Here is a 14,592-nt window from a genome sequence, read left to right as displayed (position 1 = left end):
AGCATGGGCACCGTCATCACGTTTGGCACCTTCGATGTCTTTCACATCGGTCATCTGAATCTGCTTAACCGCGCCAGAACGCTCGGCGATCGGCTGGTGGTTGGCGTGTCGTCCGATCGGCTGAATCAGCAAAAAAAAGCGCGCACGCCGATCTATCACGAGCAGGCGCGGCTACACATCGTGGCCGCGTTAAAATGCGTCGATGCGGTCTTTCTCGAACAGGCTCTTGAATTAAAACGTGCCTACATTCAGCAGCATCAGGCCAGCACTCTGGTGATGGGTGATGACTGGCAAGGCCGTTTTGACGATCTCAGCGATATGTGTCAGGTAATTTACCTGCCGCGTACCCCTTCGGTATCCACCACTTACTTTATTGAAGTAGCCGGGAGCTTACTGAAATAAAGCGTATATTTCAGGATAAATCAGGTATGACGAATAAAATGGTCGTATTACTTAACGATACGATGGATGTATATCACTGGGGCTGTTATGGGACTTCCCATGCCATCAGAGAGCAGCTCCGGCGTAAAGGTATTGCGCATATTGTTCCGTTATCGGTGAATGTGATTCATCGCCTCACTCCTGTTCCGCAGTCGCTCGCTGAATTTTCGACAAAAGAGAACTTCATCGCCCACTTTCCTCCGCTGTCAAAAGCCCTGGCGCTTTGCGATTACGTGGTGGTTAACGGTGAAGGGACGCTGCATGATTTTAAGAATGGCCCGCGTGCGCTGCTGTATATTATGTATGCGGCTAAAACCTGGTTTAATAAGCGCGTCTACTTAATTAATCATGCCTGTTATCCCGGCTCGCAACAGCCTGAGGTTATCGATTTTTATAAGGCCGCTTATCACTGCTGCGATTTTGTCGCGGCACGGGAATCCACCTCGCAGAAAATCATTGAAAACCTGCTGGGTAAGCCCTGCACGCGCGCCTTTGATAGTCTGCCGCTGTCCATCTTGCCTCTGTGCAACAGCCTGCCAGGCAATCTCTTTAAGAGTCAGTATATCTGTCTTTCCGGGGCGGTTAATTATGATCCGGCGCGCTCGCCCTATATTGCCCGCGGGCTGCTGGCGAAGTACCCCGGCTACCGCTTTATCTATCTGGTCGGTTCATATAAAGAGGGCATGAATCGTGAGGAGCCTGCGGTATTTCATCATCTGAAACAGTATTTACCGACCCTCGAACTTTACGATGCAAAAACCTTTGCCAACTTTTTATCGGTTATTCAGCATGCGGAATTGCTGGTGTCAGGACGCTATCACTATTTTATTGCGGCACTGTGTCTGGCGACCCGGCAAATTTATTTTCCGTCCAACACCTTAAAAATTGATGCCGTCGCCTGGGATTTAGGTTTGCCGCTGGCGGTAAAAACGCAACCGGCGTTTGAGCAGGCGCTGAAAAATATTGAAACCGCGCCCTGCGTTAATTATCTGCAACCCTTGTGCCAGCTGGCACTGAATAATTATGGCTGGGATGAGTCATGAAAATAAAAATCTATATCGAACCTGCGTCGCTGCCGCTGACTAACCAGCTTGCAGACTATGCCGCCTGCTTTGATCACGCCGACACCTTTAAGATCATTATGTTTGAGCGGATGACGCTGGACGGGGCGGCGTTGCAGCCTTTTCAGACGCTTTTTTCAAAGGGCGTTAACCTGAATCTGCCGCAAAAAATCGAAAAAATAGGTCAGTTTATCGCCCGCCTGCAACCTGAAGGGATAGAGATCCACAGTAATCTCTTTCGCTCCGGGGAGATCGTTTTACCGCTACTGTGTCAGCTGGTTAAGCACATCGATGTAGCGCGGGTAAAACTGCATCTCTGGGACGACGGCTTAACCGGCATCATGGAGCGACGCCGCCTGGTCGGACAGCCTTATGACACCCTGCAAAAAGATAAACATGCGATGCGGGCCATGCTTATCGACACGCTGACGACCCCGGTGAACAGTATTACGCCACAGCGCGGGAACCTGTTTCTCAACTATCTGTGGTCTGAGGTGGTGGCAACCACCTGGCATCTGCTTTGCCCGGCGCTGACGCCCGCGCTGTTTTATCGCCTGTTCCCCAATGTGGCGCGCCATTGCGTCGCCATGCGTTTCCAGGTGAGTGACCGGCTCAACGCCGGACAGTTTGCATTTTATCAAAAGCTTGTTGCCCTGCCTGAGACGCTGCGCGACAGGCTCACGCCGCTGGCACAGCATCCGCAGGCGCTGCTGTTTTTAGGGACCTTCCGCTATCCCCGCTGCTTTAGTGAGCTGCACCAGCGGGCGCTACTGCGAAAAATTAGCGAGCTGAAAGCCGCCGGGAAATTACCGCCCCCGGCGTTGATCCTCTTTAAAGGGCATCCGGAAAACCGCCTCTATAACGCGCAGATCGCCGCCGCTCTGGGGGAGGAGGTGACGACGATCCCGGAGGATATTCCGGTGGAGTTTCTGGAGTCCCTGGGCCTGTTGCCGCAGCAGATCGCCGGGAGCTTCGGCGTCTCTTTTCTGACGTTACGCCACAAACAGGTGCCCTTCTTATTGCTCAATGAAGACGACACGCACCCGCAAACCCGCGACTATGTTGCGCTTATCGCCGACAGCCTGAGGATCAACCCGCGCGATATTCTGTTTCTTGGCGAATCCAGAAAAGCCGTCGGTAAACGCATTATCTATTCCAGTGCGTCTATGGGCGACATGCTGTATGCGCTCGGCGCAATCAAAGCCCTCAAACAGCATCAGCCACAGTTTGTTACCCTGGTGGTACATGATATTTACCGTGATATTGCCCGCCGCTGCCCGTGGGTGGATGAGGTGTTAAGTATCGAAACCCTGACCAGCACCGATCAGCAACAGATCGCGGTTGCGCTGGAGTGGGGCAGGGCGCACGACTTTTCCGACTGGAAAAATATTATCGATCCCCTGCATATGACCGATGCTTTTTTACGCGAGTTTGCGCTTGCTGCGCCCGCTGCGCATAAAAATATCGAGCTGACCAGTAACAAGGCCGATGGTCACGCCGTGGATAAATTTTTGCGCAGGCATCAGCTAACGGGGCAGAAGATCGTCTTGCTGCATCCTAACCGTGGGGCGGCGAACCGCCGCTGGACAGCAGCGGCATGGTCCGATTTAGCCGCGCGGTTTATCGCGCAAGGATGGGCGGTGGTGGTGATCGGGCACGGCACCAATAAACATCACTATGGGATGTTTTCGCTTTCCACGCCGGGGATTATCAATGCGGTTGATACGTTTACGGTGATGGAAACGCTGTACCTGATGCGCCAAAGCCACCTGCTGGTTTCCTGCGACTCCGGGCCGATCGCGCTGGCTGGCGCAACGGACATTGCCATTTGCGGCCTCTATTCGCAAATCAAGGCGGCATACCGTTTGCCTTACCGGCACGGGGAAGCGGGGTGGAAGGCGCTGGGTATCAATCTGGACTGTGACTATGCCGGTTGCGGGCAATATATTCAGGACGTGGATTTTTACCATGACAAACTGCACCGCCCGATGCCCTTGATCACCAGCGACTATTTCGCCAACTGGTGTCCGGCGTCATCACCCTATCACTGCCTGCAAACCTTATCCGCCGCAACGGTGTTTGCACGGATACAAACCTTCCTGGCGGCGCAATAACGCCGAAAAAAAACCGGGCGCGCATTGCCGCCCGGCATTCTCAGAACAGTTTCTTTTGTAGACTGTGCAACAGGCTGTTGGCGTGCGGATCAGCAGGCGTATCAACGGCGGCCATCAGACACTCGGCGGCGCGTTGTCCGGCAAGGCCATCCTGGAACGGATCGCAATAATGATGGCGAACCTCAGCCAGCGCCGCGTCCCGCGTTGACCAGTCGTCCTGTGCAGACAGTCGCTGTCGCAACTGTGCCATATCGCGGGCGGTTGGCAACAGCGAGCGAATTTGTTGCTCGGCGCTGTGCGGATTACTGTAGGTAGCGTCCTGAATGAGCAGTTCGTCCATCCCCTCCCAGTCGAGCAAAATGACCCGCTTCCCGGCGTGGATGGCGTCGAAGACAAAACCGCTATTATCGGTCAGCACGTAGTCGGCACACTGGAGCAGCGGCAGGGTTAAATCGTGGCGGGTCACCCGTTTTTTGAAATGATGTTCAAGTAGCGCCAGCATCGGCGCTTCTTCGGCGTGGTGTTGCGTACCATGATGCAACTTCACGACCAGGTTGTACTCGCGGCTCAGACGTGACAGCGCTGCCGCCCAGTGTGGGATCGAGCTTAGCGCCCCAAACGTGGGGGCATACAGCAGCGTCGGTTTTCTCGCATCCAGTCGCAGGCTCTCCAGCCCGGCAACATCGACCTCTCCCCGATGCCATTTATCGAAGCGCGGATTCCCGACCACCGTTGCACTGCCACCGATGTCCAGCGCCTGCTGGCTGTGATGGCTGAAGCAGAGAATGGTGTGATAAAAAGCGTTCCACCATGCATGATTCCACGACTCTTTTGCCAGGCCATACATCGCCCGGACCTGGACTTTTGCCAGCGAGTTCAGCATGGGCGTGTAATAAGGGCTGACCAGACAGGCATACTGCTGTTGGCGATTTTTCGCTTCACTCAGGCGGCTGCCGCTCAGACGCGGCTCATCCAGCGTCGCCAGCAGTTGGCACATTTCCTCAAGCAGGGCATCCGGCACCTGATCGCTAATCAGCAGATCGCAGCGGTAACCGGCTTCCAGCAGCGGGGTAATCATCGGTTGGTAAAGCTGATAATGGAAGGCGGTTTCCATAAAAAAGCCGATGGTTTTTTCGAGCCGGTTCGCCAGCGGCGGCTGTTGCGCTTTACGTTTTTCCGCCACGTGATTTGTGCCCACTTTGTTGAAATAGAAGCGAATGTGGTCGGTTTCCTGCTGCTCAATGTCGCTAAAACCAGGACGCTGATAGCTGATGCACGGATAAAAGGAAAGCCACTTTCCGCGTGCCTGCAACGGCTGCCAGCGTGCTTCCAGTTCAATGGAAGGATCCTCGCGCAGCCGGGCGAGCAGCGCCGGGTAATAGGGGCGGTTAACCAGATACGCGCAGACTTTTTCGCTGTCGCCAGCGCGGATTATTCCCGGCAGGCTTTTCATCGGCTGCCCGTGTCTGACCTGCGCGCCGAGCAGCACCACTTCCCAGGCGATATGCGCAAGCCCGGCCAGCAGCGCGTTAAACCCGCTGACGTGTTTTTCCTGCTTGAGCAGTACAGCGTCATCTTCCAGCACCAGCATATTTTCCCAGCCCTGATCCTGCGCCATCTGTAACACCCGCTGATGCGAGCGTGTCCGGCCCAGCGCGGGCGTGTCGTCTTCGCAGGCGGCAACGCGCACGATTTTTTCGACCGGAACCTGTAACGCCGCCAGCTCCTGTTGCATCTGCTGCCAGCGGTCGGGGCGGGCATCGCGGTTGATGACCACGATTTTATCCACCTGCTGCCACTGCACCGGCTGGCTGGCGGTGGCGTTGTGCAGGCTCTGATACCACGCCAGCAGCAGCGGATCGCTGACCACCGCTTCCAGCGTCTGTGCGACCGGCTGGTTGCTGCCGAGGATAAAATCTTTATCGAAGGTGTTGTGGCTGTGGGAAATACACAAAATGGTGCGTTCGCACGGCAGCTGCAACGGCCTGACGGTGAAATTATCGGTAAACGCCTGCTCTTCGCCGAGGTTGCAGGTATCGTCGTAACGGTGTTTTTTCAGGTAGTTACGGTGCCAGGCGAACGTGCCGTTAAGGATATGCTGCTCGCCGAAAGCGTGGGTTTTAAAGATGCGGTTGATGTGGCTGTACCAGATGGGGATCTGATCGGAGCCGGAAATCAGCGCGCCGTGGCGCTGCATCATCTCTACGGTATACGACAGCTTATCCGCCGGATAAAAATCATCGTCATCCATGCAGACAATGTATTCCCCGCGCGCCAGTTCATTGAGCATATTGCGTTTTTTGCCCAGCGCCAGCCGCTCAGGATGATGGATATAGCGGATGTTAAAGCGTTCCGGATCCTGGTGCGTCAGGGTATTAATAATGGCGAGATGGCTGTTTTCGGAGTCATCCAGAATGATCAGCTCACGCCGATCTGCCGGGTAATCCTGATAGCGAAACATATACAGCAGATAAGGCAGAAACGCCCCACGGTTCCAGGTGGGCGTCACCACGCTGACAAAAGGTTTCTCGCGCCCCGCACGGGGGGCGGCGTTGTTGAGCAGCGTAGTGATAAGGCTCGGTTTGTGGTTCGACATCACGACCTCAGCCCACCAGCAGCGCGATCGCCGACAGCAAAGGATCCTGGCCTGAGGGCAGCAGCGCCTCGCGCGCTGCGGCGTTTGCCGGATCAATACGCCAGGCTTCAAACACGCTGAACAGACTGATGGCCTGCGTATGGCTGAGGGGCGAGCCGTCCATCAGCCACAGGCTGAACAGCGAACGCAGCAGGAAATAGTCGCTCACCAGTTGCAGATAGCAGGTCTGCATGTCGTGCTGTTCATGGCGCGGGAACGTCTCGTGATAGAGGCGGTAAACCAGATAGTTGGTCCACATCCACGGCTGCCCGGCAAACGCCTGCTGGCCTTTGCTGGTCCACACATCCAGCAACTGTTGCTGCATCAATGCCTCGCTGTTGCTGTCTGCCAGCGCCAGCAGGCTGAGCTGCAACGGCAGGCTCATTTTGCGCGTGCAGTCGATAAGGCGATCCCAGTCGAACGGCAGACGCCCCAGCCCGACGATCAGCTGGCGTTGCGGCCCGCTCACCTCCGGCAACTGGGCAAACATCTGCTGCAACGTCCCGTTGGCGGCGTAGCCGGCCAGCGTCTGCGGCAGGGATTTCAGCGTTTCCAGCGTATCTTCACTGCCGGCGGGCAGTTTTTGCGCGTAAGAGAGCATCACGCCAAGGGCGTAGAGGCGCAGGTCAATGCTCAGATCCGGCAGGGTGACAATGTCCAGCGCCGCCTGATTGAGCACCTGCACCTCTTCCGGCAGCGCCGCCACGTCCGGCACCGCCTCGATCATTTTGACCTGCAAGACGAACGCTTCCGGCGAGCCGAGCACCGCTTCGCAGCACGCGGGATCGTCTAACAGCAGGCTACAGCGCACTTCATGCTGCCAGTTGATCACCAGCGGCTGGCGGATGGCGGCAGGATGCTGCGCCTGGTAGTGGCGGATAAACGCCGGTTCGTAACACTCAATCTTGCTCATAAGGTTCTCTTACGCTGTAGCTAGCCCCGGTAGATAAAATCGGGGCCGGTGCCGAGGAAGGTCTGGACAAATTCGTACTGCATGGTGAGCAGTTCGCCGTTTTTTTCGTTACAGGCCTGACAGGAGGTGGCCTGGCGCTCCAGTTGTTGCCAGCTGTGTTGCGCCGCGGTTTTCTGTAAGGCAGGCAGCCAGCTGAACACCTGGGCGATACCGTCGCGATCGGCGGTGACGCCAAGGTTGATCAGCGTCTCGCGGCGCGCGCGGGCGCTGTCGCTCAGGCGCTGATAGCGCTGGTGGATGCTGTCGTTGACGGCGAGCAGGGCGTCGCTGTCGCGGCGGATCATGCACAGCCGCTGGGCGTCGAGCTGCGCGCGCAGCTGGCGGTAATCTTCTTCATCCTGGCGAATGCCGCGCAGCAGGTTTTTGACCTGCTCAAGTCGGGTGCTCATGGGCGTGTCTCTTACGACTGGAAAAAGGTCAGCATCGAGGCGGCCAGCGCGTCGGTGTCAACGGTAAAATCGTCGGCGGCCAGCAGCGCCTGCATCTGCGCGACGTGCGTGGTATCGACGCTGTCGCTGTCATCACCGTCAAGGCTGGACTGCGCGGTGTGCAGGCCTTGCTGGGTGATGTCATCGGCATCTGACAGGGCGGTGAGCCTGTTCGCCGCCGTGTCGGCGGTTTTTTTTTGCGACGGCGTGGTCGCGGGGCGTGATGCCAGCGGCAGCTGTCTGATTTTCATACCTGACTCGTTGGTGATGGTCATGGTTTTTACTCGTTGATTAAGCAGGGTTTTGTCCTGACGGCGGGCGGTATATGGCCCTGGATACTGGTGTAAAGCGGCGCGGAGCGGGGAAAACTTAAATGGGGGGAGGGGATTTTTTTCTGAGGCGGTTGCGCGCTTGTGGCTATTTCGTTTGGTAACGGGTGGGTTGCGCTCTTATTAACGTTGCGGAATAACGTTAGCTTCCTGGGCACAGAGCGCGCAGGGGGCGGCCAGTCGCCGCCGCCCCCTGCACCCCCGGGCTTCCGGCAAGAAAATCGCCGCTGCGCGGTGCCTTCGGCTTATCCCTTCCGGCTTCGGGTCGGGCGCGATGCAGCGTCCCTGCAACTCGCGCCCTCAGCCCGCATCCATGCGGGCTGCCCCGGCCGTAAGTGAACGCCTCAGCGATTTTCAGCCGACCCCCACACACTTCCAGATTTCTAAAAAAACACCACTCACAGGTTCCTGTAAGTTCATAAAAAACTAAAGCCACTCAGTCGTAACAAACCGTCATCGTAATTAACGCGAGGGGTTGAGTCCCCGCTGAAACCGGCGAGCCGGAGGCCGGATGACAAGGGCTGGCCGCCATGGATGGCGGCCAGAGGCGACATGAGGCAGGAGGCCGAATCGAGCCGACCGCGGGCAGACGGGCGGGAGGGGAGCGCAGTGCGCAGCACCGGTTTCTTTGCGGGGCCGCGGGGATTGCTAAGGGGGCCGCGGCGGCTCCCTTAGCACGTTCACCGTCAGTGGCGTCACGCCTGACGCGAAACCCAAAGTGAACGGAACTTACCACCGCACAAATAAAAACCAATGCTACTGCACCGCCACCACCACCCCTGGTGCCTCCACCGTCGCACTCACCACCCGCTGACTGCTCGCATTCTGCACCTTAATCACCTCGCCCTGATGCCCGTTTTTCAGCGCCAGCCCACTGGTCTGCGCACTGATCTCCCCGTTGCGCGACACCAGCGTCACCGCCTGATCCCGCTTCACCCACAACGGACGCACCACATCGTTCGCTTTCACCGGCGCATACGCCCGCAACGTCCGGCGGGCAGTCAGTCCGATCACCTCATCTGTTTTCAGCGCCACGTCGCCGCGCTGATTGCTGATATTGAATTTTTTCAGCACCAGCGCCTCGGCGGTGATCGCCTCGCCACGTTCAATATCCCGCGCGGGCATCACCACCGGCACATATACATCCGCTTTTACGGTGACGGTAAAGCGCCAGCCTCCGGCGGCGGGGCACTGCACGCTGTAGCCGAGCCGTGGCAGCGTTTTCGCGCTGGCGGTAAAGACGGGGGTTTGTGGGCAGGGGGCGGCGCTGGCGACGGCGGCGGGCATGAAAACCGTGAAATGGGAGTGGACATCGGGCCACTGCCGCTGCGCGGCCTGCGCCTCTACCGCCCGATCGGCAAGTTTAAGCACACCCGTGTTGATTTGCTGGCGCGCGCTGTCGGTTTTCGCCGCGCATGCGGGAAAAGCCAGCAGCAATAACGTGACCGCGAGGGTTTCCGCCAGCGGAAAAGCAGGGCGGAAAAGGGCTTTCCGGTGTGACCGATCATTCTTCATAAAAACTCTACCTTTCAATAAGTTAAAAAACTGGCACGCCAATTGCTTAAAGGGCCAGCACGTCAGAATTTATTGAAGGAGTGTTGCAGAAGAATGGGGATCAGTTTTCAGCAAGCGTTTGGAGTACATCCGCAGGCAGTGGCGTTACGTCTTGAGAGGACCGAGCTAATCACCGCCAACCTGGCAAACGTGGATACGCCAAATTTCAAGGCTAAAGATATTGATTTTGCCGCCGAGATGCAACGGGCAAATTTTCACCAACCTTCGGAAAGGGCGGTGGCGATGTACCGCGTGCCCCTGCAACCGAGCCAGGACGGTAATACCGTCGATCTGGACGCGGAGCAGGCGCGGTTTTCGCAAAACAGTATGGATTATCAGAGCAGCCTGACCTTTTTAAATCTGCAAATCAGCGGCCTGAAAGCCGCTATTGAAGGGAAGTAAACATGTCTTTTGCTGACATTTATCAGATTTCGGGTTCCGCGATGAGCGCCCAGACGGTGCGTCTGAATACCGTCGCCAGCAACATCGCCAACGCCGAATCACCCGCCGCCAGCGAGGCTGCAACCTACAAAGCCCGCAGCCCGGTGTTTGCGGCGGTCTACCACAACAGCCAGCTGGCGGCAGGGCATCATGAGATGACCGGTGCCAGCGTGCGGCTGGAAGACGTGGTGGAAACCGGCACGGCGGTACGCCGCTATGAGCCGCATCATCCGCTGGCAGACGGCGACGGCTACGTCTGGTATCCGGACGTCAACGTCGTCGAACAGATGGCAGACATGATGTCGGCGTCGCGGGATTTTGAAACCAACGTCGATGTGCTCAATAACGTGAAAAGCATGCAGCAAAGCCTGCTGCGACTGGGAGAAAACGCATGAGTACGCCTGCGGTAAACAGTGCGGTAAACAGCGCCCCGCCGGTCAGCGCCAGCAATACGGTCAGCGCGCCAGCCACCACGACGTCGACCAGCACCTCCATGTCCGACACCTTTCTGACCCTGCTGGTGGCGGAGATCCAGAACCAGGATCCGACAAGCCCGACCGATCCGACCGAATACATCACCCAGTTGTCGTCGATGGCGCAGGTGGCGATGTCGGAAGAGATGTCGGTACAGATGAACACCAATTCAGTGCTGATGAGCAATATCCAGGTGATGGCGCTCGGCAATCTGGTGGGCGATCCGATCATGGTGCAGACCTCCACCATCAGCGTCGACGACAACGCCATTCATGGCCGCGTCACCATTGATGACGCCTGTACCACCGTTGATCTGCACTTCACCGACGACGTGGGGAATGACTACGTGGTGCCGCTGGGTACGCAGTCGCCAGGTCAGGTGAGCTTTGATATTGATCCGGCAGATTACGACATTCCGCCCGGTGATTACGAGGTATCTGTGGTCACCAATACCGGCGAAGAAGAAGTGCCGGTTGAAGTGGCGGGCGTGGTTAACGATGTGCGTATTCCGCTCGATGGCAGTACCCCGGTGCTCAACGTCGCGGGGATTGGCGAAGTGCCGTTCACCATGATCAGCCAGTTCGGCGTGCACGATGATAGCGCGCCTGCTGACAACGTTTGATTTTAATGATTACAAGGATCACAGGACTATTTTATGAGTTACGAAATTGCAGCGACCGGCCTGAACGCGGTTAACGAACAGCTGGACGGCATCAGTAACAATATCGCCAACGCCGGTACGGTAGGCTACAAATCGATGACCACCGAGTTTTCGGCCATGTATGCCGGCAGCCAGGCGATGGGCGTCAGCGTCAGCGGTACCGCGCAGAGCATTTCCCGTGGTGGCTCGATGGTCACCACCGGCAACGCGCTGGATCTGGCGATCAACAATGATGGCTTCTTCGTCACCTGCGACAGCGCGGGCAACGTCTGCTATACCCGTGCCGGTTCATTTACCACCGATAAAGACGGTTACCTTGTTAACACCTCCGGCGACTATTTGCAGGGCTATCCGGTTGACGACAGCGGTACGCTGCAAACCGGTAGCGTGACGGATTTGCAGATCCAGACCGGCAATATTCCGGCGAAAGCCACCGATGGCGTGAGTTTTGGCGCGAACTTTGACGCCAGCGACGAGGCTATCGACACCGCCGCGATGCCGTTCGATGCCACCAATGCCGCGTCTTACAACGACACTTACACCACCACGGTCTATGACTCGCTCGGTAACGAGCACACCGTCAGCCAGTACTTCACCAAAACCGCCGATAACACCTGGCAGGTGCATTACAGCTTTGATGGTGAAACGCAAAGCACCACCACCGAGCTGGCCTTTGACAGCGCCGGTCAGCTCACCAGCCCGACCACGCCGGTGGATCTGAGCTTTGACGTGCCGGGGGCCGATCCGCTCACCATGACGATGGATTACAGCAGTTGCACCCAGTTCGGCTCAGAATTTGCGGTCAGCACCAACAGCGCCAACGGTTACGCCTCGGCGGAACAGAACGGCGTGCAGGTGGACAGCGACGGCAAAGTTTACGCCACCTACAGTAACGGCGAGCGCATGTTGCAGGGGCAGGTGGTGCTGGCGACCTTCCCGAATGAAGACGGGCTGGAAGCCGTCAGCGGCACCTCCTGGGTACAGACCGGCGAGTCCGGCACGCCACTGCTCGGCGTTCCCGGCTCCGGCGCCTGCGGCACTCTGAGCACCGGGATGCTGGAAAACTCTAACGTCGACATTACCAGCGAGCTGGTGGCACTGATGTCGGCGCAGCGTAATTACCAGGCCAACACCAAAGTGATCTCCACCAGCACCCAGCTGGATCAGGCGCTGTTCCAGGCGATGTAAGACATGGACCGTTTACTTTTCACCGCCATGAGCGGAGCAACCCATGCGTTGCAGGGGCAGCAGATCAGCGCCAATAACCTGGCAAACGCCAACACCAACGGTTTTCGCGCCGATCTGGAGCTGTCGCAAAGCCTGCCGGTCACCGGTGGTGGCTTTGCCACGCGGGTGCTGAGCGAGGAGACGGCAGGCGGGGTAAACAGCGCCACCGCCGATGCGCAGGAAACCGGGCGACCGCTGGACGTGGCTATTCAGGGCGAGGGGTTTATCGCCGTACTGGATGACGACGGCCAGGAGGTTTACACCCGCAACGGCAATATTCAGCAGAACGATCAGGGGGAACTGACCATCGACGGGCATCCGGTGCTCGGCGATGGCGGCCCGATTGTGCTGCCGCCGAATGCCATGGCGTCGTTTGGCAGCGACGGCACCTTGTCGATCACCCCGGACGATGGCGATGTCACCGCCACCATGGATATTGACCGTCTGAAGCTGGTGACGATTGCGCAAAACAACCTCAGCAAGAACGCGCGCGGCATGATGATCACCCGCGACGGCCAGCCTGCGGCGCCTGATGAAAACATCAAGGTCAGCGGCGGCTTTCTGGAGGGCAGTAATGTCTCCGCTATCTCGGAAATGCTGGCTTCCGTGTCGTTAAACCGTCAGTTCGAAGCGCAAATCAAAATGATGAAGGCGGCGGAAGAACTGAGCGAATCCGGCAACCGTTTACTCCGTGGCTCCTGAGGGGCCGCGTAATCAGGATAAAAAATGAACGCAGCTTTATGGATCAGTAAAACCGGTCTGTCGGCGGAAGACGCCGAAATGAGCGCTATCGCCAACAACATTGCCAACGTTAACACCAACGGGTTTAAGCGCGACCGGGTGATGTTTCAGGATCTGTTCTATCAGAATCAGCGCGCGCCGGGGGCGATGCTCGATCAGAACAACGTTGCGCCGACGGGTATTCAGTTCGGCAGCGGCGTGCGCGTGGTCGGCACGCAGAAAACCTTCACCGAAGGCAATATTCAGACCACGGAAAACCCGCTGGACGTCGCCATTATGGGGCAGGGATTTTTCCAGGTGCAGAAAGCCAACGGCGACAGCGCCTACAGCCGCGACGGTAATTTGCAGGTTAACGCCGACGGCGTGCTGACCAACGCGCAGGGGCTGCCGATCCAGCCGGAAATCGACGTGCCCGCCAATGCCACTGACATCACCATCGCCGAAGACGGCACGGTGATGGCGATGATGCCGGGGGACGCCGAAGCCACCGAGCTTGGGCAGATCACGCTGGTGAATTTCACCAATCCGGCGGGGCTGATGGCGGAAGGGGACAACCTCTATCTGGAAACCGCCGCCAGCGGTCAGCCGACGGAGGGCACGCCGGGAGAAGAGGCGCTCGGCACGCTGAAAGCCGGGGCGCTGGAAGGCTCCAACGTCGACATCGTTAACGAAATGGTGGCGATGATCACCGTACAGCGCGCCTATGAGATGAACGCCAAAATGGTCACCGCCGCCGATGAGATGTTGCAGTACATCAATCAGAACTTGTAGGGCTAACGGGCCGCGTACCGCGCGGCCAGAGTGAAGTAACAGGAAAGACAGTGAAAAAATATTTGTGGTTAATCATGGCATTGCCGCTGTTAAGCGGCTGCGAGTCGCAGGCGATGCTGGTCAATAAAGACGATGCCGCGTTTGCGCCGCCCACCGCGGCAGCGCCTCCGACGCCGGAAGGGCGCGCGGGTGGGGTGTTTCAGGCGGGGTATAACTGGTCGCTGACCGCCGATCGGCGCGCCTATCGGGTGGGCGATATTCTGACGGTGATCCTCGACGAATCCACCCAGTCGAGCAAACAGGCGAAAACTAATTTCGACAAAAGCAGCAGTATTAACATGGCCGCCCCCACGATTTTTGGCAAAACCAAAGACAATCTGGAAACCTCTGCTGACGCTGACCGTAGCTTTGACGGCGGAGCCAGTTCGCAGCAGCAAAACAGTCTGCACGGTTCGATCACCGTGTCGGTTCATCAGGTTTTGCCAAATGGCGTGATGGAGATCCGCGGCGAGAAGTGGCTCACCCTCAATCAGGGCGATGAATATATCCGCCTCAGCGGTCTGGTGCGTGCCGACGATGTGCAGAACGACAACACCGTGTCCTCACAGCGTATTGGCAACGCACGCATTTCCTACGCCGGGCGCGGGGCGCTCAGCGATGCCAATGCCGCAGGCTGGCTGACGCGGCTGTTCAACCACCCCCTGTTCCCGCTGTAACCCGGAGTTTTTTATGCATTGTTTTA

General features: G+C 57.7%; 15 protein-coding genes. 10 read left to right on the top strand and 5 right to left on the bottom strand.

Annotated features, from left to right (window positions below):
• Positions 1-3: 3 nt before the first annotated feature.
• From KW828_RS03955 to KW828_RS03945, 3 genes are read left to right on the top strand one after another with little or no spacing between them, the layout of a single operon-like run.
• A complete protein-coding gene (locus KW828_RS03955) occupies positions 4-402 on the top strand; it encodes an adenylyltransferase/cytidyltransferase family protein (RefSeq protein ID WP_218335069.1) in 399 nt (132 codons plus the stop codon).
• A gap of 26 nt (positions 403-428) precedes the next feature.
• Positions 429-1,484: a polysaccharide pyruvyl transferase family protein gene (locus tag KW828_RS03950; protein WP_218335068.1), complete on the top strand. Its 1,056-nt coding sequence runs from the start codon at positions 429-431 to the stop codon at positions 1,482-1,484.
• Complete coding sequence (locus KW828_RS03945) at positions 1,481-3,616, top strand: glycosyltransferase family 9 protein (protein WP_218335067.1); 2,136 nt, start codon at positions 1,481-1,483, stop codon at positions 3,614-3,616. The genes KW828_RS03950 and KW828_RS03945 overlap by 4 nt, the downstream gene beginning before the upstream one ends.
• A 40-nt stretch (positions 3,617-3,656) precedes the next feature.
• Here KW828_RS03945 and KW828_RS03940 read toward each other — a convergent pair whose 3' ends face one another.
• The 5 genes from KW828_RS03940 to flgA form a co-directional block, all read right to left on the bottom strand.
• Positions 3,657-6,212: a glycosyltransferase gene (locus KW828_RS03940; protein WP_218335066.1), complete on the bottom strand. Its 2,556-nt coding sequence runs from the start codon at positions 6,210-6,212 to the stop codon at positions 3,657-3,659.
• A 7-nt stretch (positions 6,213-6,219) separates the two neighbouring features.
• Entirely contained in the window at positions 6,220-7,164 is a 945-nt protein-coding gene (locus KW828_RS03935; protein ID WP_218335065.1) for a lysine-N-methylase, read from the bottom strand.
• Between the two features lie 20 nt (positions 7,165-7,184).
• A complete protein-coding gene (flgN, locus tag KW828_RS03930) occupies positions 7,185-7,613 on the bottom strand; it encodes a flagellar protein FlgN (protein ID WP_218335064.1) in 429 nt (142 codons plus the stop codon).
• Positions 7,614-7,624: 11 nt separating this feature from the next.
• Positions 7,625-7,903, bottom strand: coding sequence for a flagellar biosynthesis anti-sigma factor FlgM (locus KW828_RS03925; RefSeq protein ID WP_218335063.1), 279 nt, complete (start codon positions 7,901-7,903; stop codon positions 7,625-7,627).
• Between the two features lie 834 nt (positions 7,904-8,737).
• A complete protein-coding gene (gene flgA / locus KW828_RS03920; RefSeq protein WP_218335062.1) occupies positions 8,738-9,496 on the bottom strand; it encodes a flagellar basal body P-ring formation chaperone FlgA in 759 nt (252 codons plus the stop codon).
• Positions 9,497-9,589: 93 nt separating this feature from the next.
• Between flgA and flgB the strand changes: the two genes are divergently transcribed.
• Genes flgB through flgH form a run of 7 tightly spaced genes read left to right on the top strand, consistent with a single transcriptional unit; the run spans position 9,590 to position 14,566 of the window.
• Entirely contained in the window at positions 9,590-9,937 is a 348-nt protein-coding gene (gene flgB / locus KW828_RS03915) for a flagellar basal body rod protein FlgB (protein ID WP_218335061.1), read from the top strand.
• A 2-nt stretch (positions 9,938-9,939) separates the two neighbouring features.
• Positions 9,940-10,371, top strand: coding sequence for a flagellar basal body rod protein FlgC (gene flgC, locus KW828_RS03910; RefSeq protein ID WP_218335060.1), 432 nt, complete (start codon positions 9,940-9,942; stop codon positions 10,369-10,371).
• The gene (locus KW828_RS03905; RefSeq protein ID WP_218335059.1) at positions 10,368-11,072 is read left to right on the top strand and encodes a flagellar hook capping FlgD N-terminal domain-containing protein; all 705 of its coding nucleotides are present in this window, start codon (positions 10,368-10,370) and stop codon (positions 11,070-11,072) included. The genes flgC and KW828_RS03905 overlap by 4 nt, the downstream gene beginning before the upstream one ends.
• A 33-nt stretch (positions 11,073-11,105) precedes the next feature.
• Positions 11,106-12,299, top strand: coding sequence for a flagellar hook protein FlgE (gene flgE, locus KW828_RS03900; protein WP_218335058.1), 1,194 nt, complete (start codon positions 11,106-11,108; stop codon positions 12,297-12,299).
• 3 nt (positions 12,300-12,302) lie between these two features.
• Positions 12,303-13,040, top strand: a complete 738-nt coding sequence (locus KW828_RS03895) for a flagellar basal body rod protein FlgF (protein WP_218335057.1) — start codon at positions 12,303-12,305, stop codon at positions 13,038-13,040.
• 24 nt (positions 13,041-13,064) lie between these two features.
• A complete protein-coding gene (gene flgG / locus KW828_RS03890) occupies positions 13,065-13,850 on the top strand; it encodes a flagellar basal-body rod protein FlgG (RefSeq protein WP_218335056.1) in 786 nt (261 codons plus the stop codon).
• A gap of 50 nt (positions 13,851-13,900) precedes the next feature.
• Positions 13,901-14,566 (top strand): flagellar basal body L-ring protein FlgH, encoded by a 666-nt coding sequence (gene flgH / locus KW828_RS03885; protein ID WP_218335055.1) that lies wholly within the window; start codon positions 13,901-13,903, stop codon positions 14,564-14,566.
• The last annotated feature ends 26 nt before the right edge of the window (positions 14,567-14,592 follow it).

This window comes from Enterobacter sp. ENT03 (genome assembly GCF_019218745.1).
Lineage (GTDB): Bacteria > Pseudomonadota > Gammaproteobacteria > Enterobacterales > Enterobacteriaceae > Enterobacter_D.
The sequence above is the reverse complement of the archived record's forward strand: the minus strand, read 5'-3'. Positions and strand labels throughout refer to the sequence as shown.